The organism is Aquimarina megaterium XH134 (assembly GCF_000520975.1).
Taxonomy (GTDB): Bacteria; Bacteroidota; Bacteroidia; order Flavobacteriales; family Flavobacteriaceae; genus Aquimarina; species Aquimarina megaterium.
The window spans coordinates 138,793-162,209 of sequence record NZ_JACB01000015.1 but is presented as its reverse complement, the minus strand read 5'-3'; the positions used below and the strand labels follow the sequence as shown (position 1 = coordinate 162,209).

The 23,417-nt window shown below is 33.9% G+C and carries 23 protein-coding genes, 1 tRNA gene and 1 pseudogene; 20 read left to right on the top strand and 5 right to left on the bottom strand.

From position 1 onward, the window contains the following. The first annotated feature begins 42 nt into the window (after positions 1–42). Positions 43–408, top strand: a complete 366-nt coding sequence (locus Z053_RS0111025) for a hypothetical protein (RefSeq protein ID WP_025665070.1) — start codon at positions 43–45, stop codon at positions 406–408. On the opposite strand, the gene yihA is transcribed toward Z053_RS0111025, so the two are convergent. Together yihA and Z053_RS0111015 are read right to left on the bottom strand one after the other, a co-directional pair. Continuing rightward, positions 405–1,010, bottom strand: coding sequence for a ribosome biogenesis GTP-binding protein YihA/YsxC (yihA, locus tag Z053_RS0111020; RefSeq protein WP_025665069.1), 606 nt, complete (start codon positions 1,008–1,010; stop codon positions 405–407). The two genes, Z053_RS0111025 and yihA, sit on opposite strands and share 4 nt — an antisense overlap. Before the next feature lie 19 nt (positions 1,011–1,029). Beyond that, positions 1,030–1,800 (bottom strand): alpha/beta fold hydrolase, encoded by a 771-nt coding sequence (locus Z053_RS0111015; protein WP_025665068.1) that lies wholly within the window; start codon positions 1,798–1,800, stop codon positions 1,030–1,032. Between the two features lie 303 nt (positions 1,801–2,103). On the opposite strand from Z053_RS0111015, the gene mraZ reads away from it, so the two are divergent. The 15 genes from mraZ (at position 2,104) to Z053_RS0110940 (ending at position 18,503) form a co-directional block, all read left to right on the top strand. Next, positions 2,104–2,571 carry a division/cell wall cluster transcriptional repressor MraZ gene (gene mraZ, locus Z053_RS0111010; protein WP_025665067.1) on the top strand — a complete coding sequence of 156 codons (468 nt, stop codon included), beginning with the start codon at positions 2,104–2,106 and terminating at the stop codon, positions 2,569–2,571. 100 nt (positions 2,572–2,671) lie between these two features. Further along, entirely contained in the window at positions 2,672–3,568 is an 897-nt protein-coding gene (gene rsmH / locus Z053_RS0111005) for a 16S rRNA (cytosine(1402)-N(4))-methyltransferase RsmH (protein ID WP_025665066.1), read from the top strand. Beyond that, positions 3,565–3,876 (top strand): FtsL-like putative cell division protein, encoded by a 312-nt coding sequence (locus Z053_RS0111000; protein ID WP_025665065.1) that lies wholly within the window; start codon positions 3,565–3,567, stop codon positions 3,874–3,876. Before rsmH ends, Z053_RS0111000 begins: the two co-directional genes overlap by 4 nt. 4 nt (positions 3,877–3,880) lie before the next feature. Further along, a complete protein-coding gene (locus Z053_RS0110995) occupies positions 3,881–5,875 on the top strand; it encodes a penicillin-binding protein (protein ID WP_025665064.1) in 1,995 nt (664 codons plus the stop codon). Then, entirely contained in the window at positions 5,872–7,335 is a 1,464-nt protein-coding gene (locus Z053_RS0110990; protein ID WP_025665063.1) for a UDP-N-acetylmuramoyl-L-alanyl-D-glutamate--2,6-diaminopimelate ligase, read from the top strand. The genes Z053_RS0110995 and Z053_RS0110990 overlap by 4 nt, the downstream gene beginning before the upstream one ends. Positions 7,336–7,375: 40 nt before the next feature. Continuing rightward, the gene (gene mraY, locus Z053_RS0110985) at positions 7,376–8,608 is read left to right on the top strand and encodes a phospho-N-acetylmuramoyl-pentapeptide-transferase (protein WP_025665062.1); all 1,233 of its coding nucleotides are present in this window, start codon (positions 7,376–7,378) and stop codon (positions 8,606–8,608) included. 1 nt (position 8,609) lies between these two features. Continuing rightward, positions 8,610–9,944 carry a UDP-N-acetylmuramoyl-L-alanine--D-glutamate ligase gene (gene murD / locus Z053_RS0110980; protein ID WP_025665061.1) on the top strand — a complete coding sequence of 445 codons (1,335 nt, stop codon included), beginning with the start codon at positions 8,610–8,612 and terminating at the stop codon, positions 9,942–9,944. A 26-nt stretch (positions 9,945–9,970) separates the two neighbouring features. After that, the gene (locus Z053_RS0110975; RefSeq protein WP_025665060.1) at positions 9,971–11,176 is read left to right on the top strand and encodes an FtsW/RodA/SpoVE family cell cycle protein; all 1,206 of its coding nucleotides are present in this window, start codon (positions 9,971–9,973) and stop codon (positions 11,174–11,176) included. Next, on the top strand, positions 11,173–12,285 hold the full coding sequence (gene murG, locus Z053_RS0110970) for an undecaprenyldiphospho-muramoylpentapeptide beta-N-acetylglucosaminyltransferase (protein WP_025665059.1): 1,113 nt from the start codon (positions 11,173–11,175) through the stop codon (positions 12,283–12,285). Before Z053_RS0110975 ends, murG begins: the two co-directional genes overlap by 4 nt. Positions 12,286–12,294: 9 nt before the next feature. Further along, positions 12,295–13,641 (top strand): UDP-N-acetylmuramate--L-alanine ligase, encoded by a 1,347-nt coding sequence (murC, locus tag Z053_RS0110965; RefSeq protein WP_025665058.1) that lies wholly within the window; start codon positions 12,295–12,297, stop codon positions 13,639–13,641. A gap of 11 nt (positions 13,642–13,652) precedes the next feature. Continuing rightward, positions 13,653–14,357, top strand: a complete 705-nt coding sequence (locus tag Z053_RS0110960) for a cell division protein FtsQ/DivIB (protein ID WP_241459819.1) — start codon at positions 13,653–13,655, stop codon at positions 14,355–14,357. 7 nt (positions 14,358–14,364) lie between these two features. Then, on the top strand, positions 14,365–15,723 hold the full coding sequence (gene ftsA, locus Z053_RS0110955) for a cell division protein FtsA (protein ID WP_025665056.1): 1,359 nt from the start codon (positions 14,365–14,367) through the stop codon (positions 15,721–15,723). A gap of 80 nt (positions 15,724–15,803) precedes the next feature. Continuing rightward, positions 15,804–17,780 carry a cell division protein FtsZ gene (ftsZ, locus tag Z053_RS0110950; protein WP_025665055.1) on the top strand — a complete coding sequence of 659 codons (1,977 nt, stop codon included), beginning with the start codon at positions 15,804–15,806 and terminating at the stop codon, positions 17,778–17,780. A gap of 187 nt (positions 17,781–17,967) precedes the next feature. Then, positions 17,968–18,417: a GatB/YqeY domain-containing protein gene (locus Z053_RS0110945; protein WP_025665054.1), complete on the top strand. Its 450-nt coding sequence runs from the start codon at positions 17,968–17,970 to the stop codon at positions 18,415–18,417. 12 nt (positions 18,418–18,429) lie between these two features. Further along, positions 18,430–18,503: transfer RNA gene (locus Z053_RS0110940), tRNA-Arg, on the top strand. A 235-nt stretch (positions 18,504–18,738) separates the two neighbouring features. On the opposite strand, the gene Z053_RS0110935 is transcribed toward Z053_RS0110940, so the two are convergent. Further along, complete coding sequence (locus Z053_RS0110935; protein ID WP_025665053.1) at positions 18,739–19,866, bottom strand: recombinase family protein; 1,128 nt, start codon at positions 19,864–19,866, stop codon at positions 18,739–18,741. Positions 19,867–19,897: 31 nt separating this feature from the next. After that, the gene (locus Z053_RS0110930) at positions 19,898–20,299 is read right to left on the bottom strand and encodes a hypothetical protein (protein WP_025665052.1); all 402 of its coding nucleotides are present in this window, start codon (positions 20,297–20,299) and stop codon (positions 19,898–19,900) included. A gap of 127 nt (positions 20,300–20,426) precedes the next feature. Between Z053_RS0110930 and Z053_RS0110925 the strand changes: the two genes are divergently transcribed. The 4 genes from Z053_RS0110925 (at position 20,427) to Z053_RS0110910 (ending at position 22,450) form a co-directional block, all read left to right on the top strand. Then, entirely contained in the window at positions 20,427–20,669 is a 243-nt protein-coding gene (locus Z053_RS0110925; protein WP_152538290.1) for a hypothetical protein, read from the top strand. Positions 20,670–20,844: 175 nt separating this feature from the next. Further along, the gene (locus Z053_RS0110920; RefSeq protein WP_025665050.1) at positions 20,845–21,549 is read left to right on the top strand and encodes a hypothetical protein; all 705 of its coding nucleotides are present in this window, start codon (positions 20,845–20,847) and stop codon (positions 21,547–21,549) included. A gap of 70 nt (positions 21,550–21,619) precedes the next feature. Then, positions 21,620–22,027: a hypothetical protein gene (locus Z053_RS0110915; protein ID WP_025665049.1), complete on the top strand. Its 408-nt coding sequence runs from the start codon at positions 21,620–21,622 to the stop codon at positions 22,025–22,027. Positions 22,028–22,255: 228 nt separating this feature from the next. Further along, positions 22,256–22,450 (top strand): hypothetical protein, encoded by a 195-nt coding sequence (locus tag Z053_RS0110910; RefSeq protein WP_025665048.1) that lies wholly within the window; start codon positions 22,256–22,258, stop codon positions 22,448–22,450. A 150-nt stretch (positions 22,451–22,600) separates the two neighbouring features. Here the strand turns inward: Z053_RS0110910 and Z053_RS31910 are convergent. Then, positions 22,601–23,417 (bottom strand): annotated as a pseudogene (locus tag Z053_RS31910) (IS3 family transposase); the annotation flags it as partial.

Below are 23,417 nucleotides of genomic sequence, written 5' to 3'. Positions count from 1 at the left end.
ATGTTTTGTCAAATATGTTGACTAAATGTCAAAATCTAAACATTGAAAAAAAACTTGTATTTTGTATATAATGCAAAATCAGATATTTGGAATAAATATTTTGATAACCTTCATAAAATTATAAGTCCGACTACATATTCATGTGACCTTTGTAGTCTTACTCATGGTAATTTTTCTGAAAAAAAGGTATGGAAGAGTTTTAGAGAAAATTCAAATTATAAATTTGTTTTTATGTATAAAGATGAGTTTTTGAGAATGTATTCCTATCTAGAAGATAAGAATTTTGGTTTTCCTGTTATTTTTCAAAAGCAAGGAGAAAAGATCGATGTACTATTTGATTCAAAAGAGATATCATCTTTAAACTCTGTAGAAGAATTGATAGAATTTCTGAAAAAGAAAATGAGCTAAGATTTTTTAAGCTGCGAATTAATTTCTGCTATGTAGTTAAGAACATCTTCTTTGCCTAGCCCAGAAGAAGATGAGGTGATAAAATAATTAGGCATTTCTTCCCAATATTTGAGCATTTCTTCAGTGTAAGCATTTATTTGAGCGGGCAACTTATTTTTTGAAAGCTTATCGGCTTTTGTAAAAATAATAGAAAATGGTATTTGGTTTTCGCCCAACCATTGCATAAACTCAAGGTCTATTTTTTGTGGTTCATGACGGCAATCTACTAAAACAAAAGCGCTAACCAATTGTATGCGTTTAGAGAAGTACGCAGTAATAAATTTCTGAAATACTTTTTTTGAAGACTTAGATACTCTTGCATATCCATATCCTGGTAAATCAACCAAAAACCAAGTCTTATTGATAATAAAATGATTAATCAACTGCGTTTTTCCCGGTCTTCCAGATGTTTTAGCAAGACTTTTGCGAGTAGTAAGCATGTTGATTAATGAGGACTTGCCAACATTAGATCTACCTATGAATGCGTATTCAGGGAGTTTATCTTTAGGACATTTGGCAACATCGCTATTACTCATTACAAATTCAGCGCTACTAATCTTCATAGTATCAAATCAATTATGATTAGAAGTTACGTTCTTGTAACCAATTGTATAGTAAACGATTAAATTCTTCGGGATGCTCCATCATAGCAGCATGACCACATTTGTCAATCCAGTATAAATCAGAATCAGGTAATAAACGATTAAAATCATCTGCAACTTCTGGAGGAGTAACATTATCATTTTTCCCCCAAATAATACAAGTTGGGGTATTCATGTTTGGTAAATCTTTTGCCATGTTATGTCGAATAGCACTCTTTGCAATTGCAAGAGTTCTAATTAATTTATTTCGATCATTAACAGTAGCGTATACTTCATCTACAATTTCTTTGGTAGCAATTTCGGGATCATAGAATACATTTTCTGCTTTAGCTTTAATGTATTCATAGTCACCTCGTTTCGGGTAACTCTCTCCCATAGCACTTTCATAAAGGCCAGAACTTCCGGTTATGACCAAACCTTTTACTTTTTCGGGAAACATTTTGGTGCATAAAAGTGCAATGTGTCCCCCTAGAGAATTACCTAGAAGTATAACTTCTTTATCACCATATCCTAAGTGATCTATAAAATCTTTAAGGTACCTGGCATAGGTACTAACTTTGGTTTTTAGTAATGGTAAAGTGTATACAGGGAGCTCTGGAATCAGTACCTTATATCCGTGTTCAGGGAAGTAAGAACTAACACCTTCAAAATTACTCAAACCACCCATCAATCCGTGTAAAATGATGATTGGTGTGCCTTCCCCTAAATCTAGATAACTAAATTTTCCGTCTTTTTTTAATTCGTGCTTCATTAATACTTCTTACAAGAATTAAAAGCAAATATAGCATTTTCATAATTAGTTTTGGGATTTTTTATTAATACTACAGAATGATTTTTTATATTTTTTTTTGCGACCTATTATTTCTATCTCAAATTAGGTGAAACCAAGAATTCACAAGTGTTGCCGTAGTGTGCTGATAAACAAAATCTTAAAGTTTTTAGTAGTTGTGGCTTTACTGTTTAGAAGACAATTTATTAACAATGTGGTAAATTGTGGTAAAAAGTGGTAATTTTTTCAATATATTTGACTAATTAAACGTTTAGGGAAATAAAAGTGGTAAATCTAATCGGCACATACGAGTGTAAGGCAGACGCTAAGGGACGTCTGATGATGCCTGTGGCTTTTAAGAAGCAACTCTCGCCGGTGCTACAAGATGGATTTGTATTAAAAAGAGCTGTTTTTCAATCTTGTTTGGAGTTGTATCCAATGGCAGAATGGAATCTTTTGATGCAAAAAATTAATAAACTCAACCGCTTTAAAAAGAAAAATAATGATTTCATCAGAAAATTTACTGCTGGTGTAAAAGTAGTTGAAATTGACGCAGCTGGTCGACTTTTGATTCCAAAAGATCTGGTTGGCTTCGCAGGGATTACTAAGGATCTGGTGTTGTCATCTGCTGTAAATATTATAGAGATTTGGGACAAAGATCAATATGAAAAGGCAATTGATGATGCAGCTGTTGATTTTGCAGATTTGGCAGAAGAGGTAATGGGTTTTGATGACGAAATAGATCATGATTGATAGAATTGATAGAAGTTAAAACGCTTATTCTGACAAGGATTAGTAGAGGTGTTTAGCTTTTATTTAGACTATTAAAACTAGAAAAGAAAAAATGAAAGAGATGGAATATCATAACCCGGTTTTACTTAAAGAAACGGTAGATGGATTAGCAGTAAAACCAAATGGGATTTATGTCGATGTCACATTTGGGGGAGGAGGTCATTCTAGTGAAATTCTGAAGCGATTGGGGCCAGAAGGCAAATTGTTTGCTTTTGATCAGGATCAGGATGCTTTAGAGAATGCGATTGATGATGATCGATTTACCTTAATAAACGAAAACTTTAGGTTTATTAAACGATTTCTACGATTCTATGGGGTTAGAAAAGTAGATGGAATCTTGGGGGATTTTGGGGTTTCTTCACATCAATTTGATGTAGCAGATAGGGGCTTTTCTACTAGGTTTGAAGCAGATCTGGATATGAGGATGAATCAAAACAGAGAAATATCGGCTTATCATGTAATCAATGAATATGATGAGTCTGATTTAAGAATGATGTTTTTGCAATATGGAGAATTGAGAAATGCTCCTAAGCTAGCAAGAGCAATAGTTGGAGCCAGAAAAGAAGAGAGTTTAAGAACCAGTGTAGAATTAAAAGAAGTGCTTAGGCCGTTTTTACCAAAGCATAAAGAACATAAGATACTGGCACAGATATATCAAGCAATTAGAATCGAAGTAAATCAGGAGATTGAAGCTCTTAAAGAGTTTTTGATACAAACAACAGAGCTTTTGGATGTCGAAGGAAGAATTAGCCTGATCTCTTATCATTCTTTAGAAGATAGATTGGTGAAGAGATTTATACGTAGCGGGATGTTTGAAGGAGAGCCAGAAAAAGATATATATGGTAACGTGTCCGTACCTTTTAAAAAAGTAGGTGGATTGATAGTTCCAGATGAAGAAGAAGTTAAAGAAAATAATAGAGCACGAAGTGCTAAATTGAGAATAGCCGAAAGAATTTGAAGCAGACAATTTATGACATATTAAAAGGTAAGTTTCTTATTGCAGATGATGCAATGAAAAATTGGAGAATGTTATTGTTTCTTTCTTTTTTGGCAATAATAATGATTGCAAGTTCACATAATGCAGAGAGTAAGGTGCATGAGATTGCTAGATTGAATAATGAAGTTAGAGAATTAAGGACACATTTTGTAGATGGAAAAACCGAATTGATGAGATTGAAGATGGAGTCATCAATAATAAAAAAGATGACGCAAAAAGGGCTAAAACGACCCGAAAGGCCTCCAAGAAAAATAATAGTAAAAAAGTAAGCTGTTGGCAATAAAAGAAAAAAACATATTAAACCGATTGTATTTCATAGCAGCGTGTATGTTCATCTTTGCAATAGCAGTATTGGCTAAGTTGGTAAATATACAGTTTGTAGAAGGAGATATGTATCGTAAGAAAGCTCAGGAACGGGTTTTTAAAACCTTTGATATTCCTGCGAACAGAGGTAACCTGTATGATAGTAAGGGAAACCTTTTAGCAACATCTGTTCCTAAATATGATATACGATTTGATGCATTGGCAGTTAATGATAAAGATTTTAGAGCACATATTAAACCACTTTGCGAAGCATTATCTAAAGAATTTGGAAAACCAGTTTCATACTATGACAAAATTATAAGAACCGCAAGAGCGAATAGAAACAGGTATTTGTTGTTACGAAGAAATTTAGGGTATTCTCAGTATATGAGAGTTAAAAAGTTCCCTTTGTTCGAATATGGAGCTAATCGAGGAGGGTTAATAGTAGAGCAGCGCACGGTAAGAGAACATCCTATAGGAAAAATAGCTGAGCGTACTGTTGGATATGAAAGAAGGGATGAGCAAGGGTACTATACCAGAGTAGGTTTGGAGGGAGCTTATGGGCCGTTTTTAAGAGGGAAAGAAGGAAAACGAAAAAAACAAAAGATAGCAAAAAATCAATGGAAACCTATAGGGGATGCTAATGAAGTAGAGCCACAAGATGGGTATGATGTTGTTTCTACCATAGATGTAAATATACAAGATATAGCACATCACGCATTACTAGCCCAGCTTGAAACATTTGAAGCAGAGCATGGCACTGTAGTAGTTATGGAAACTAAAACAGGAGAGATAAAAGCGATCTCCAATCTGGGACGTACGAATGCAGGGAAATATTATGAGAAACTTAATTATGCTGTTGGAGAATCTCATGAACCAGGGTCTACATTTAAATTAATGACAATGGTTGCTGCTTTAGAGGACAGAGTTATTGATTCGAGTTATGTGGTGGATACAGAAAATGGTCGTGTTAAGTTTTATGATAGAATTGTAAAAGATTCTAAATGGGGAGGATATGGAAAAATATCTGCGGCAAAAGCATTTGAGTTATCATCGAATACTGCTTTTGCTAAGATGATTAATGAAAACTATAAAGATAATCCCAGGAAGTTTGTAGATCGGTTAATTAATATGGGGCTTGGAGAAACACTTGGATTGGCAATTAAAGGAGAAGGAAAACCCAAAATTCCTTATCCAGGAGATAAAGATTGGTACGGAACCACATTGCCATGGATGGCACATGGCTACGGTGTTGCAATTACGCCATTACAAACATTGGTTTTTTATAATGCAATCGCTAATGATGGCGAAATGGTAAAACCTAGATTTATTAAAGAAGTCAAAACATGGGATAAAACCAGGGAGAGATTTGATAAAGAAATTCTTAATCCAACAATATGTTCTAAAGAAACTGCAAAAATTGTTCAGGAGATGATGAAGAATGTGGTTAAGAGAGGAACAGCAGATAATATCCGTACTAATAATTTTGGTATTGCAGGCAAAACAGGCACATGTTGGGGAAATTATGGAAAAGACAAAGAACGTGAATACATATCATCTTTTGCGGGCTATTTTCCATCTGATAAACCTATTTATTCTTGCATTGTAGTGGTGCATAAACCAAATAAGAAAAAAGGATATTATGGTAGTGAAGTTGCTGCTCCGGTGTTCAAAACCATTGCTACAAAAATATATAACGATATACCGGTAATTGATGAAGTATCTTATGCTGTTGTCGAAAGTAAATCAGTTGTAAATAGTTATGAGAAGTATTATCAGAATGCTCAAAAATACAAGACTATAATGCCTAATGTAACAGGTATGCCAGCCATGGATGTGATCTCTCTTTTAGAAAATATGGGACTGAAAGTCGAATTAAAAGGATCAGGAAGAGTGAAAAAACAATCTATAGAACCAGGAACTAAAGTAAAGATAAACCAAACAGTGAGATTAGAATTATCGTGATAGAGTTAAAAGACATTCTATATAAGGTATCGATTAATGCCGTAGTTGGTAATACAACAATGAGCATTAATAAGATTGAATTCGACTCAAGAAAAGTCGAGCAAGATGATGTATTTGTAGCTATTAGAGGTTCTGTTTCAGATGGTCACGATTTTATAGAAAAAGCCGTTGATCGGGGAGCTCTGGTTGTGATCTGCGAAAAGGTTCCGAATATTGCAGTTAGTGGTGTAACCTATGTAGAGGTCGAAGATACGCAATCTGCATTGGCAATTATGGCGTCTAATTATTATGACTCTCCTTCCGGAAATCTAAAATTAGTTGGAGTGACAGGTACCAATGGTAAAACAACAATTGCAACTTTATTGTATCAGCTTTTTAAGAAAGCGGGGTTTAAAGTAGGCTTGTTGTCTACAGTAAAAGTTGTGGTAGATACCAAGGTGTATAATGCGACACATACGACTCCAGATTCTTTAACTATTAACTACTACCTCAAAGAAATGAATATTGCAGGGGTAGAATACTGTTTTATGGAAGTTAGTTCTCATGGGATACATCAAAAACGTACAGAAGGATTAGATTTTGCCGGAGGAATCTTTACGAATCTGTCTCATGATCATTTAGATTATCACAATACATTCAAAGAATATCGTGATGTAAAGAAAACATTTTTTGATGAATTGCCGGCAAACGCTTTTGCATTGGTTAATAAAGATGATAAAAACGGAAGTTTTATGATTCAAAATACTAAAGCAAAACAGCATACTTATGCTTTAAAATCCTATGCCGATTATAGAGGCCAAATTTTAGAAAGTAGTCTAGAAGGGTTATTGCTAAAGTTGAATGATCATGAAGTATGGGCAAAATTAATAGGTAGTTTTAATGCATACAATCTACTGGCAATTTTTGGTACGGCCGAATTATTAGGACTTGAAACCTTAGAAACCCTTCAACTATTAAGCGACTTGCAAAGTGTAAGTGGTAGATTTCAATATCTGATCTCTGATGAAAAAATTACAGCAATAGTTGATTATGCTCATACACCCGATGCATTAAAAAATGTGTTAGAGACTATTAATGATATTCGAACTAATAATGAAACATTGATTACGGTTGTAGGATGTGGTGGTGATAGAGATAAAATGAAACGACCTGTGATGGGAAACATTGCAGCAAGACTTAGTAATAAAACAATTTTCACAAGTGATAATCCCAGAACAGAAAATCCAGATCAGATTATAGAAGATATTGAGAAAGGGGTGGAGCCGCAGGATTATAAAAAAACACTATCAATTACAGACAGGAAACAAGCTATTAAAACTGCATGCCAATTAGCAAATAAAGATGATATCATTCTTATTGCTGGTAAAGGACATGAAACCTATCAGGAAATTAATGGAGAACGAACCGATTTTAATGATTTTGAAATTGTCAAACAAGAACTAAAAAAACTAAATAAATAAATCCTTTACTCTCTTAAAAAAGAGTTAGAGGTAGTAACTTATGCTATACTATCTATTCGAATATTTGGAAAACGAATACCAGTTCCCCGGGGCGACGTTGTTTCAGTTTATCACTTTTAGGGCAGCAATGGCAATTATTTTGTCGCTATTGATCTCTACAATTTATGGTAAACGAATCATAAATTTTCTTAGAAAGAAACAGATGGGAGAAAGCATTCGTGAGCTGGGCTTGGATGGTCAAGCCGAAAAAGCTGGTACACCAACCATGGGAGGGATCATTATTATTTTGGCAACTCTAGTACCTGTATTACTGTTTGCTAAGCTTGATAATATATACGTAATCTTATTGATTGTTACTACATTATGGATGGGAGTTATTGGCTTTACAGATGATTACTTAAAAATAAAAAGAAAAGATAAAGAAGGACTGGCAGGAAAATTTAAGATAATAGGACAGGTTGGACTTGGACTTATTGTAGGATGTACAATGTATTTTCATAATGATATTACTATCAAAGAAGAAAAAGTAAAATCAGAAACAGAGCAAGTTGTAAATACAGGAGAAGAGGTGTCCGATTTTAATCCTGCTATAAAATCTACAAAAACTACCATACCTTTTTTTAAAAATAATGAGTTTGACTATTCAGATTTGATTACCTGGATTAGTCCTGAAATGGAAAAATATGCTTGGTTAATTTTTATACCTATTGTCATTTTTATTGTTACGGCAGTATCAAATGGAGCAAATCTAACCGATGGGATTGATGGCCTTGCAGCAGGCTCATCTGCAATAATGGTGTTAACATTAGCTCTTTTTGCATGGGTGTCTGGTAACATTATTTTTTCAGACTATCTCAATGTGATGTATATCCCAAATTCTGGAGAAATGACCATCTATATTACTGCATTTGCAGGAGCATTAGTAGGATTTCTATGGTATAATACATATCCGGCTCAGGTGTTTATGGGGGATACAGGTAGTCTTACTATTGGAGGAATAATAGCAGTGATAGCAATTGCAATACGTAAAGAATTTTTGATCCCAATTTTATGTGGCATCTTTTTTATTGAAACCGTATCAGTAATGATGCAGGTGAGTTGGTTTAAATATACCAAAAAGAAACATGGAGAAGGAAGAAGGATTTTTCTAATGTCTCCATTACATCATCACTATCAAAAAAAAGGAATACATGAAAGTAAGATCGTTACCAGATTCTGGATTGTCGGCATTTTTATGGCAATCATAGCAGTGATTACATTAAAAGTTAGGTAGTATGAAAAGGCTGGTAGTGCTGGGAGCAGGAGAAAGTGGAGTAGGAACTGCTATTCTGGGTAAAAAAGAAGGATTCGATGTTTTTGTTTCGGATAAAGGGACAATTACAGATCAATATAAAGAAGTTCTTAGAAATTTTGAAATTGAATGGGAAGAACAAGAGCATACAGAAATTAAAATCCTGAATGCAGATATCGTTATGAAAAGCCCTGGGATTCCTGATAAAGTAGCATTAATAGCAAAGCTGAATAAAAAAGGAATTCCTGTAGTGTCTGAGATAGAATTTGCTGCAAAGTACACAGCCGCTCAGATTGTAGGTATTACTGGGAGTAATGGCAAAACTACAACCACAATGCTTACGCATTATGTGCTTCAGCACGGGGGGTTAAAAGCTAATATAGCAGGCAATATAGGAGATAGTTTTGCAAAACAAGTAGCCGAAAATGATGCTCCTTTTTATGTGCTCGAGCTAAGTAGTTTTCAGTTAGATGGAATAGAGGATTTTGCTCCTCATATTGCTGTTCTTACAAATATTACTCCAGATCATTTGGATCGATATGAATATCAGTTTGAGAGCTATATCGCATCAAAGTTTAGAATTACAATGAACCAAAATGAAAATGATTATTTCATTTATGATGCAGACGATACAGTAATAACAGAATATTTAAAACAACATCCCGTTCGTTCAAAGTTACTGCCTTTTTCATTGACCAAAAAGGTAGAAAATGGAGCATATTTAGAAGAAGAAAATATAACAATAATAATAGATAACAACAAAGTAATCATGCCAACAACAAATTTAGCATTAAAAGGAAATCACAATGTAAAAAACGCTATGGCCGCCGCTACAGTATCACAATTGTTAAAAATTAGAAAAGCGACCATTAGAGAGTGCCTAGAAAACTTTCATGGCGTAGAACATAGATTAGAAGATGTATTAAAGATTAATAATGTGCAATACATTAATGATTCTAAAGCGACAAACGTAAATGCTACTTTTTATGCTTTGGATGCTATGAAATCGGCAACAGTTTGGATTGTTGGCGGGGTAGACAAAGGAAATGATTATACAGAATTGTATTCACTGGTTAATGAAAAAGTAAAGGCTATTATTTGTTTAGGAGTAGACAACTCCAAGATTATTAATGCATTTGGGAATTGTGTTGATAATATTATAGAAACACAATCGATGAAAGAAGCTGTAAATATGGCGTATAAAATAGCTGAGAGAAATGAAAATGTACTGTTGTCTCCAGCATGTGCAAGTTTTGATTTATTTAAAAACTACGAAGAAAGAGGGAGGCAGTTTAAAGAAGCAGTAAGAGAATTGTAATAAAAAAACAGAAAAATAATAGTAGAATGACCAAAGTGTTAGCAAATATAAAAGGGGATAAGGCGATCTGGGCGGTAGCAGCTTTGTTGGCACTGTTTTCGTTCCTACCTGTATATAGCGCTAGTAGTAATTTGGCATATTTGTATGGTGGTGATGGAGATACTTTTAGATTTTTGATTAAACATTTTGCTCATCTGGTTTTGGGATTTTTGATCATGTATGGTGTACATAAAATACCTCATCATTATTTTAAAGGGCTTTCTATTATCATGATACCAATGGTGATTGTACTGTTGTTAATCACATTGGCGCAGAATACAACAGGCGGAGGGACAAACGCAAGTAGATGGATTCGTTTACCATTTGTAGGTGTAGGTTTTCAGCCTTCTACTTTAGCAGCAGTAGTTCTAATGGCTTATGTAGCTAGATATCTTTCAAAAATTAAAGATAAAGCTGTTACTTTTAAGGAAACATTGCTACCATTGTGGTTACCCGTGTTTTTGGTACTAATGTTGATTTTGCCTGCCAATTTTTCTACTGCAGCAATCATATTTTCAATGGTTATTGTTTTGGTATTTCTAGGAGGGTATCCGCTAAAATATATTTCGGTGATCTTAGGATCCGGGCTTTTGATACTTACTTTTTTCATTTTGTTTGCAAAGGCATTTCCGGGAGTTTTTCCAAATAGGGTAGATACTTGGGTAAGTAGAATAGAAAATTTTACAGATAAAAAGGATACTCAGGAAGATTATCAGATAGAACGTGCAAAAATTGCAATTGCCAGAGGAGGAGTTATTGGTACAGGGCCTGGTAAAAGTGTACAGAGAAACTTTTTGCCACAGTCATCATCAGATTTTATTTATGCAATTATTATTGAAGAATGGGGTTTTGTTGGAGGAGTTTTTCTAATGTTATTATACATATTGTTATTATTGAGGTTGGTGATTGTTGCCCACAAAAGCGCAGATATTTTTGGTAAGCTATTAGTGATGGGTGTTGGCTTACCTATTGTTTTTCAGGCGTTCATAAATATGGCGGTTGCTGTAGAGTTGTTTCCGGTAACAGGACAAACACTTCCGCTTATTAGTAGCGGAGGAACATCAATTTGGATGACCTGCCTGGCAATTGGTATTGTATTAAGTGTAAGTAGTAAAAGAGAAACTAGTATAGAAGAAGAACGAATAAAAGAAAAAGAAGAAGACCCTTTAGAGGTTTTGAGTGAAGTTTTATGAGCAAAAAGCTAAGAATCATATTATCTGGAGGAGGTACAGGAGGACATATCTATCCTGCAATAGCTATTGCTAATGAAATACGTGACAGATACCCAGATACTTCTATTTTGTTTGTAGGAGCAAAGGATCGTATGGAGATGCAAAAAGTACCGCAAGCAGGATATGAAATTAAGGGATTGTGGATTAGTGGTATTCAAAGAAAGCTAACGTTGAGTAATTTGTTATTTCCGATAAAGCTATTAAGTAGTTTGTGGAAATCCAGAAAAATTATAAAAAAATATAATCCAGATGTAGTGATAGGAACTGGGGGATTTGCAAGTGGACCATTATTAAAAATAGCAAATTCAAGAAAGATTCCAACCGTGCTTCAGGAACAGAATTCGTTTCCGGGAATTACTAATAAATGGTTATCAAAAGGAGCGAGCAAGATTTGTGTTGCTTATGATAATATGGAAAAGTTTTTTCCGAAGAATAAAATCATAAAAACTGGAAACCCTGTTCGTCAGGATTTGCTAAATACCAACGAAAAGAGAGACCAGGCAATTGAAAAATATACCTTAGACCCAGAAAAGAAAACAATTTTGGTGATTGGAGGAAGCTTAGGAGCTAGAAGAATTAATCAATTAGTCGAAAAAGAACTTGATTTTTTTGCAGGAAAAGAGGTTCAGTTACTTTGGCAATGTGGTAAACTGTACTATTCAGATTATAAGCAATATACAGATCAAAAAGATGTGCAGGTACATGAGTTTTTAGACACTATGGATTTGGCATACGCAGCTGCAGATGTTATTATATCAAGAGCTGGTGCAAGTTCGGTTTCAGAATTATGTATTGTTGCTAAGCCAACATTATTTATCCCTTCACCAAATGTAGCCGAAGATCATCAAACCAAAAATGCTAAGGCGATTGTCGATAAAAATGGAGCTGTAATGTTAAAGGAGAGCGAACTCGATAATAAGTTTGAGTATACGATTTCAGAATTATTAGATTCAGAAAATGTACAAGCCAAACTTTCTGAAGGAATAAAAGAATTAGCCTTACCTAATGCTACTTCGGATATAGTAGATGAGATTGAAAAATTAATGCAAAATAAAGCAGTAAGAAATTAGAAGCATACAATGAACAAAGGTTTAGAGAACATACAAAATATATATTTTATCGGTATTGGTGGTATCGGTATGAGTGCTCTTGCCCGATATTTTAAATTCCTAGGTAAAAATGTGGCAGGATATGATAAAACTCCTAGTCAGATTACTTCTGATCTAACAGCATTAGAAATTCCTATTCATTTTGAAGATAATGTTGATCATATTCCTAAGCCATTTTTAAATACTGAGAATACATTAATTGTGTATACTCCCGCTATCCCAAAAGATCATAAAGAGTATGTGTATGTACAGAGCAATGGATTTTTGATCAAGAAGAGGGCAGAAGTTTTAGGAATTATTACAAAAGATACATATACGCTTGCAGTGGCAGGAACACACGGAAAGACTACAACAACAGCTATTCTTGCACATTTACTTAAAGAAAGCGGAGCAAAAGTGACTGCTTTTTTGGGAGGGATAAGTGAAAATTATAATTCTAATCTTGTATTAGAAGGAAATGAAGTGGTGGTGGTAGAGGCAGACGAATTTGATAGATCGTTTTTGCAATTATATCCGGATATAGCAGGAATTACTTCGATGGATGCAGATCACCTGGATATTTATGAAAAAGCTAATGCATTAGAAGAGTCGTTTGTTGAATTTTCTTCTAGAGCAAAGGATCATCTTTTGGTACGTAATGGGTTGCCTCTTTCGGGTATCACTTTTGGAATCGAAGATGACTCGGATTACTGTGCTCAAAATATAAAAATAGATAATGGAACCTATGTTTTTGATTTAAAAACACCACATAATTATATTAAAGATTTGCATTTAAACCTGCCAGGTAGACACAACTTGTTAAATGCTATTACAGCCTTTGCTATAGCGATGCTTTACGGCTCCCCGACCGGACCTTTGGCAAAGGCTTTATTTTCTTTTAAAGGCGTGCAAAGAAGGTTTAGTTACCAGATTAAAACGAATGACCTGGTGTATGTAGATGATTACGCACATCACCCCACAGAAATTAATGCGTTGCATCAGGCGGTGAGAGAGATGCATCCTGGTAAAAAGATACTCGCCATTTTTCAACCGCATTTGTATAGTAGAACCAGAGATTTTGCAGCAGATTTTGCGCAGAGCCTCAGTCAGTTTGATCAATTATTGCTTTTAGATATCTATCCAGCAAGAGAATTACCTATCGAGGGTATAACCTCGGATTGGTTATTAAGCATGATAGATGCAAAAGATAAAAAACTAATACAAAAAAATAATTTGATTGAAGCAATAGTAGATAGTAATGCCGAGGTAGTGTTAACTATTGGGGCAGGAGATATTGGAGAAGAAGTATATCGTATAAAGGAAGCTTTGTTAGTATGAAAAGAAGGGTTTTGACATATTTAAAATTTAGCGGTCTGCTCATTTTAATGGTGGTTCTTTTTGCTTTTGCCAGTAAACGTAATGAGCAACGAAAGATTAATGAAGTCCTCATAGAATTTGTTGAAGAACAAGATCCTTATGTAGATGAAGTAACGGTTAATAAATTGTTAATACAAAATCAGGACAGAGTTACGAACGTGGGTAAAGAAATTTTAGTTTTGAATACTGTAGAACAAAAGCTCGATGCACATAAAATGATAGAGCATTCTGATGTGTATCTTACTGTAAATGGAGAACTTAGGGCGAGAATCAAGCAACGCACCCCAATTGCTAGGGTTAATGCGGTTACTCCTTTTTATGTTGATGTTACGGGAAATACGATGCCTTTGTCTGATAGTTATTCGGCTCATGTGCCAATAGTACATAATGTATCAGAACGAGAAGTTATTCAGGTTTTCCCTTTATTAAAAAAAATTCAGGAAGATGAATTTTTAAAAAAACATGTTGTAGGGGTTTACCTTAATGTTGAAGGAAATTATGAACTAGAGTTGCGAGTGTACTCGTTTAAATTAGTTTTTGGAAAAATAGAAAATTTAGATAATAAAATCAGAAACTTTAAAGCATTTTATCAAAAAGCATTGAGAGATAAAAGCCTTGAAAAATATAAAAAAGTCAGTTTGCAATTTAGTAATCAAGTGGTGTGTACAATAAAATAATACCAATATGGAAAGAGAAGTAAATGAAATAGCGGTAGGACTAGACATAGGAACAACTAAGATTGTTGCCATGGTAGGGAAATATAATGAGTACGGAAAGATGGAGGTATTGGGAATTGGCAAATCCAAAAGTTTGGGGGTACACCGCGGTGTAGTTAATAACATAACGCAAACAATTCAATCAATACAACAAGCAATTCAGGAAGCAGAAAGTGTTTCGGGATTAAAAATTAATGATGTAACGGTTGGGATTGCAGGTCAGCATATTCGTAGTTTACAACATAGTGATTATATCACCAGACCTAATGCAGATGCCGTAATAGACGAAGATGATATTGAAAAATTATGCAATCAGGTACATAAATTAGTGATGTTACCTGGTGAGGAGATTTTACATGTATTACCTCAGGAATATAAAGTAGATGGGCAAGCCGAAATAAAAGAACCGGTGGGGATGTATGGAGGAAGATTAGAAGCTAATTTTCATGTAGTAGTCGGGCAAGTGACTTCTATTCGTAATATAGGGCGATGTGTTAAAAGCGCAGGATTAGAATTATCAGATGTGACTTTAGAGCCATTGGCATCGGCTAATGCAGTGCTAAGCCAGGAAGAAAAAGAGGCAGGAGTTGCATTAATTGATATCGGGGGAGGTACTACAGATTTAGCCATTTTTAAAGATGGAATTATTCGTCATACAGCAGTAATTCCTTTTGGAGGTAATGTAATTACCGAAGATATTAAAGAAGGATGCTCAATCATCGAAAAACAAGCAGAATTACTAAAAATAAAATTTGGATCTGCCTGGCCTGGTGAAAATAAAGATAATGAGATTGTTTCGATTCCCGGACTAAGAGGAAGAGAGCCTAAAGAAATCACTTTAAAAAACCTCTCTAAAATCATTCATGCACGAGTGGTCGAAATTGTAGAGCAGGTCTTTTTAGAAATCAAAAATTATGGACATGAATCTCCTAAGAAGAAACTAATTGCAGGAATTGTATTAACAGGAGGGGGATCACAACTTAAACATCTTAAGCAACTTGTCGAATATATCACAGGTATGGATACACGAATTGGATATCCTAATGAACACCTGGCAGGAAATAGCGATTCAGAAACTACAAGTCCTATGTATGCAACTGCTGTAGGATTAGTAATGGATGGATTAATACATATTAAGAAACAAAAGAAAATAAGTAAAAAAGAAGAAGTTGCAAGCGTTCAGTCAACACGACAAAACGAGACAACAGCTGTAGATAATGATATTAATATTGAAGAAGAAGATCCAAGAGTAGATCTAAAACCGCGAAAGAATATTTTGGAGAAATGGACAGAGAAATTCAAGGAATTCTTAGATAATGCAGAATAGTTAGAAGATTAAGTAATGTTCATTTTTTTGAACAGTGAAAATATATAAAATACAGTAGGAGAACCAGAAAATTAGCAATTATGAGTAAAAATGAGGAGTTCGAAAACATTTCGTTTGATTTACCAAAAAATCAATCTAATGTAATTAAAGTTATTGGAGTAGGAGGAGGAGGTAGTAATGCCATTAATCACATGTTCCAGCAAGGAATTAAAGGAGTTGATTTTGTCATTTGTAATACAGATGCACAAGCATTAGAAAATAGCCCGATACCTAATAAAATACAGTTAGGGGTTTCACTAACCGAAGGGCTGGGTGCAGGAGCGAACCCAGAAGTAGGTGAGCAATCTGCCGTAGAAAGCTATGAGGAGATAAAAACAATGTTGGATACCAATACCAAAATGATCTTTATCACAGCAGGTATGGGTGGAGGAACCGGTACAGGAGCTGCTCCGATCATTGCCAAAATGGCAAAGGAGCTGGATATCTTAACTGTTGGGATTGTGACAATTCCTTTTCAGTTCGAGGGCCGTATGCGTAATGAACAAGCGCAATTAGGAGTAGAGAAACTTCGTGCTCATGTAGATTCTTTGGTTGTTATTAATAATAATAAACTAAGAGAGGTTTATGGTAATTTAGGATTTAAAGCTGGGTTCTCTAAGGCAGATGAAGTTCTTGCCACCGCATCTCGAGGCATAGCAGAAGTAATTACACATCACTATACGCAAAATATAGATTTACGAGATGCAAAAACAGTACTAAGCAATAGTGGTACAGCTATTATGGGGTCTGCTAATGCCTCAGGTAATAAACGTGCTCATGATGCTATTGTTAAAGCATTAGATTCTCCTTTACTTAATGATAATAAAATTACCGGTGCTAAAAATGTACTCCTGTTAATCGTATCTGGTAAAGAAGAGATTACTATCGATGAGATTGGTGAAATTAATGATCATATACAACAGGAAGCTGGTCATGGTGCTAATATTATCATGGGAGTTGGTGAAGATGAATCTCTAGAAGAAGCAATCTCTGTAACTGTTATTGCTACAGGATTTGATGTAGAGCAACAAGACGAAATTGTTAATACTGAAACTAAGAAAATAATTCATACTCTAGAGGACGAACAACGTTCTGCAATACAAGATTTATCTCCTAAATCTACAGGTAATGTTACTCCTATGCGTTCTCCTTTACCAAAGAAAAAAGAAGTAGAAGAACCACCAATTATAAAGCACGAACTAATTGAAGATGAAGAAGTAGATGAGGACTCCTTGTTGATACCTACAACAGATCTGTTAAAAAATATTGATGTATCCTACGAAGTGGTAGATTCTTTTTCTTCGGATAATGATTTTGTGATTATTAATGCACAAGATATCATTAAACAAATAGAAGTTAATGATGAAAAAGAAGTAAACGCCGAAACAGAAAAAGAAGATCAGTTTGCGCTAGCTTTTGATATGCCTGTAGGAGGAAACGAAGAAGAACCTACGAAGGTACCAATTGCTTCTGTCGAAGAGCAAAAAGCAGAAGACGAAGAACAACCTATTGTTTTTGATCTTAGTGATGATATTCTCGATTTAGAGGTTAACGATGCAATAGAAGTAGTTCCTGTTGGAGAAACCACATCTGAGGGAGTGCGTAAGTATAGTTTAGAGGATTATATGGAGGAAGAAAAACGATTAACCGAAGCACAGCCAGCAGAAGTTATGGAAGAAGAAGATGAAGAGGTTATTTTAGAAAAGAAAACGATCGCTCCAACTCCAGAAGAAGAAAAAGTAGAAGATGCAGATCCAGTTAATCAGCCTATTTCTGAAACCCTAAAAGCCAGAGCAGCAGAACGTAGAGCTAAGATGAAGGAATTTAATTATAAGTTTAGAAATAACTCTTCTAATATCGATGATATCGAAAAAGAACCAGCTTATAAAAGAGCAGGAATCGATGTCGATACTAAACCAGATGATTCTGGACTATCAAGAACTTCTTTAGGAACCGATAGTAATGATGATATACAATTGCGCAAAAACAATTCTTTTTTGCACGATAATGTAGACTAATTGAATGATAATTAGAATACTAATATTGTAAAGTATAAATATGTAATTCTGGGACTTCATCTATACTTAGTATGGATTTAGCCAGAATCTAAAAAATAAACATAATACTTAAACTAAACCGATAATCTACTCTTAGATTATCGGTTTATTTTTTATCTTCGCAATCCAAAGATAAAAATCGATTATCATGAGTTTAGAGCAAAAAGTAATGACGGCGATGAAAGAAGCTATGAAAGCTAAAGATACTAATGCATTGACATCATTGCGTGCTGTAAAATCAGCTATTCTATTAGCTCAGACAGAAAGTGGAGCAAAAGAAGAACTTACCGAAGATCAGGAATTAAAATTATTGCAAAAACAAGTTAAGCAACGTAAAGATAGTGCTGCAATTTTTATAGAACAAGGACGAGATGATCTGGCAACACCCGAACTGGCACAAGCAAAAGTGATTGAGCAGTTTTTACCAGAACAATTAGACGAAGCAGAGATCGAAAAAATAGTAGTGGATATTATTGCTAAGACTGGTGCAGAGGGAATGAAAGATATGGGTAAAGTAATGGGTATGGCAAATGCTGCGTTAACAGGAAAAGCAGATGGAAAAACAATTTCTACAATAGTAAAAAGTAAATTATCTTAATATAAGAAAAATGGCCTCGTGGCGCAACTGAATAGCGCATCAGATTTCGGCTCTGAGGGTTGGGGGTTTGAATCCCTCCGGGGTCACTACAAGCAGAAAACCACGCCATCGGCGTGGTTCTTTGTTTTTGGAGAAACCTGAATCCAAAAACTTCAAGGTTTCGTAGAAAAATAAAGAGCCAGAGCGCTAGCTCGTGGTTTTCTATTTGCAAAGGGGAGCACAATGGGATCAACACTAGTTAATCCCTCTGGGGTCACGACAGTGGGTAAGTAATTTTTTATTTGTCCACTTTTTTTTATTTATTAATTGATAATCAGTATTTTAAAACATATTTAATAGGGTTCGACACCTATTTTTTTCAAAAATTATTTTTTCTGTAAAAATCGAACCCATTAGCATCTGTTTTCCTTCCCATGAGGCGTTATTATATAAGTTTTTAAGGTTTTCAAAGATTTTAAGGGCTGTTTTTATCTGTGTCATAAAATTTAACCCGTGATTTTTTAATTCCGAATGATCAAATTCTAAATCAGTAATTTTTTTGAGGTACTTTACCTTTCCTTTTTCAAATGTTGCGATACCAATTTTACCTTCAAAAAGATTATCTTCAGCTCTACTAATGATCTCTTTTAGTTCTTTAATTTCTTTATTTATCCTGTTCATTTTAGTTGATCTGACCTGTTTATTGTTTCCATATCGTTCACTAACAATATCATAATACAAATCACTTATCCCTTTGTCAATTGTACATTTTGATAAAAAATCGTCGAGCATATCATGTGCTTGATCTACCTTAAACCTTTCTTTACAACCCAATCGGCAGTGGTAATAATAATATTTCCCTCCCCATCGCCCTGTTGAAGCACTACCCGTTAATATTCTGCCACATTTTGAACATAATATATGACCTCGCAATGGTAAGTTTTCATTTTTTGTAGACCATTTCTTTTTACTTCTTTTTCTACCTTTAAGAATATCTTGGACTCGATTGAATAATTGATCGGAAACAATAGCATCATGGAGACCTTCTGCGTAATATTCATCTTCGTTTTTGTAAGCAGGAACTTTCACTTTTCCATTATAAACAGGGTTTTTTATTAATAAATGAAACCTAGACTTAGAAATATTCAAACCCTTCTTGTGCATAATTCTTCTCACTTCATCAGCAGGAAACCCTTTTGTTATATACTCAAATGCTTCTTTTACTAATTCGGATTTTTCGGATTTTACGAGAGAAGCTTTTCCTTCTGAAGTTCTTTGGTTTTTGTAGCCAATTGGAGCGGTGGATGTCCAGCATCCCTCTTTGTTTGCTCTCCTAGAACCTTCCGTTGTCCGTATCGATATTTTGTCATTCTCAACTTCAGGTACAGCTAAGTAAATAGCTAGCATAATTTTATTGTCGGGCTGATCAAGATTCAAAGGCTGTTCTATAGAATTCACCTTAATTCCCATCCTTTTGAGGGAGTCTATTACTTGATAAGCTTCACCTGTATTCCGGGAATATCAATCCAGCAGCTATAAAAAACACCCAATAACGATTTACTTCAAAACCTAAACGCCCTAAATGAGAAGACACTTCACTAATGTAAACTGCTTTAAGTTCTAACTTCTCTTTGTAAGACAAATCAGATAAATCTTCTTTAATACAGCGATCAAGATATTCAAGCATTAACCTTCTATTATTCCTATTAATATCTCGATAATATCTATTGGTGATATCTTCGGAAATCAATGCCTTATTTATTTTAAGAGCGTCATCAAAATATAAGTCCCTTAATGATTTTTCATTATATTTTTCTTTAACCTGATTTTCTTTATAAATCACGATCTGTTCAAAGTCTTCATCTAAAAATTTATCTGTATAATAATTCCTTTGTAAAGCCATATAATTTAATTTTTAAGTAAAAAATCTAATGATATGTTAGTTGTGTCTATGGAAGTTACAACCCCATTTTCAAAATTTTTATGTATCATTATATGTTTCCCATTATCATAATAAAAGTTTAAGTTCATTGTTTCATGGAATAGCTAAACTGTGGCTTATTAATAATCAAGGTAAGAGTGAAATTTTGTCTGAAGGAAAAATAAGTTTTAAAAAAAATAATGATGATTTTTTTGAAATAGTAATTGAAGGTGATTCACAACAAGATAGATTTTCAAGTTTTGATTGTCGATTCCATATGAAAGACCAACCAGAGTCTTTTATTATGGAGAATGCAAATTTTAATGAAAGGTTATTTATAAAAACAAAGTAGAATTAAAAGTTCAATAAACTGATTTAGCAAAAAAAACAAATACCTAACAATCAGTAATTTATTTTGTTTTTTTGTAATTTTACAGCAACTTAAGAAAAAGAATTGCCCCGTATCTAATGATTTTAGATATGGGGTATTTTGCTTTAAACAAAAGTTCAATTTAAACTTAGAGGGAATGGATTCTAAAAATGAAAACACTCAATCAGAAGAGAAAGAAAAAGAGAAACCTGAAGTACAGGTTGCAAAAATCACAGCTAAACAGACAATACGAATTGCAGTTATTGGAGCTTTTGCTTCTATATTAACAGTAGCTATAACACAATTTAGTGGTTTACTTGCAGAGGGTATAAAACCAGATATACGAAAAGAAGTGAATGATAAATTTTTAGAAAAGTTTACAGGTAGTAAAGTAGATACTATTAACGGGAAAGTTTTCATTCATAAAGTTGAAAATTTACCAGTAGGTACAATCATAAGCTCTGTTTTAAGATATGAAACTTTCTTATCAATAAATAACCTTGAGTATTCATCAGATATGAAAGTTGTAAAATGGGCTCCTTGTGATGGAAGAATTGTTAATAATTCTATATATGGATCTAAACTTAATGATGTTCCTGATTTAAGAGGTTTGTTTTTAAGGAATACTAGTGATTACGAAGTCAAGTTCGATGGAGTATATCCTGTTAAACCCGATCAAGCTAATCCAGGCAATACTCCTGTAGGAAAACTACAATCTGATACATTTCTAAACATTCTCATAACATTCGAGCTGGAGGAGGATCAAGTGGTCCTAGATCTTTCATATCAATTGATACAGGAACTAATACTGGATTCTCTACTGAACCCAATGGAGAAAATGAAACAAGACCAAAGAACATGACCGTATATTTCTATATTAAAATCAATTGATGACGAAAATTTAAATAAAATCAATAAAGTTCAATAAATCGATGGGAAAATATTTTAACAATAAGTTAAGTGTTATAGGATTAATATGGATTATTTTCTGTTCTATATGTGTATCAGCTTCCTGTATAGACACGTATATAAAGGGAGGGGATTTGATTGTAAAGGATACAGAGATACTTATGGTTTTAATTATCTTTTTCTTTATTGTTGTTATATTGCCTGGTTATATTTTAATAAGGATAGGCAGACGTAGATTTAAAAAGAATGGATATGATGATTTTGAAACAGGGGGATGTTTAATTAAGATATTGATTATAATTGTAGCTATTGGTCTTGTTCGTTTTGTCTTTTTCGCTTTTTCCGAAAATATAGGTGCTGGATTTACTTCTGCAACTCTTGTAGTAGCCATATTAGGTTTTTTATATAAGAAGTTTAAAGATATTGATTAAAAAAGCCCAAATTCACCAATAAAAGATCAAATTAAAAAATATAAAATTAAAGAAGACTGATGTGTTGATTGTCAATGGATTCAAAAATTACATAGTCTTGGTTTATTGAGAAGTAGTTTTTTACCAGATGAATGCACAAGACAGCTAAAAACCTATTACTATCATAGACAAACCTTGATCAAGCAGTGTGCAAAGTATACCAATAAAATGCAAAAATCTTTATGTTTAATGAACATTAGGTTAGATATTGCTATTAGAGATATTAATGGTAAGACCGGCCAAAGGATCATAAGAGCAATAATTAATGGAGAAAGAGATCCTAAAAAACTAGCCTCATTAGCGGATATACGAGTAAAGAAAAGTCAGAAAGAGATTGCTTTATCTCGTGAAGGGGAATGGAAAGAAGATTTAGTTTTTTATTAAAGGATTGTTTTTCAATTTATGAATATTATCGAGAAAAAATTGACATTTGTGACCAACAAATCTATTTGCTTTTTAATAAGTTTGTTGTCCAAAAACCAGAGGGTCTAAAATTGTGGACTTGCAACTAAAAAGTGGACATTTAGTTAAGAGTCATGCAGCTACTTTTTGATTAAACATTTCTATTTTAAATTCTTCTATAGTTTTATACCCCAAACTAGAGTGTATTCTTCTTCTATTATACCAAGTTTCAATCCATTGAAAGATTGATAGCTCAGCTTCTGATCTAAGTCCATAGTTGTGTTTGTATACCCACTCTACTTTTAAGCTTTTAAAGAACGATTCAGCTACGGCATTATCCCAACAATTTCCTTTCTTACTCATACTTTGTTTTATTAATCCATTATAACTTTTTATAATATTGGTAAATCTATAACTAGCATATCGAGTTCCTCTATCAGAATGGAATAATTAGTTCCTTACTGATAGTATTTGATGTTACAGCCATATTCCAAGCCGGAATGATAGTGTCACTGGTATTTAATGTTAGACTCATTGACCATCCTACCACTTTTCTATGAAATAAATCTATAATTACCGTCAAATATACCCAGCCTTGTTTGGTTTGGATATAAGTAATGTCAGATACCCAAACGTGATTTTCTCTATCAACTGAAAAATTTTGTTTCAAGATATTTGGGGCTATTGGATAGCTATGATTAGCATCTGTAGTAACTATAAATCTACAACTTCTTCTAGCAAATAATTTATTAGCTTTCATCAGTCTAGCTACTCTGGGCCTAGAAACACGATAACCACGTTTTAATAACTCAACTTTAACTCTTGGAGCTCCATAACTTTCAAAGCTTTCTTTAAAAATAGTGCCTATTTGCAGAGAGATAGCTTCGTTTTCTAACCATCGTTTTGATGGACCTAGTTTTAACCAATTGTAATAACCACTTGTACTAAC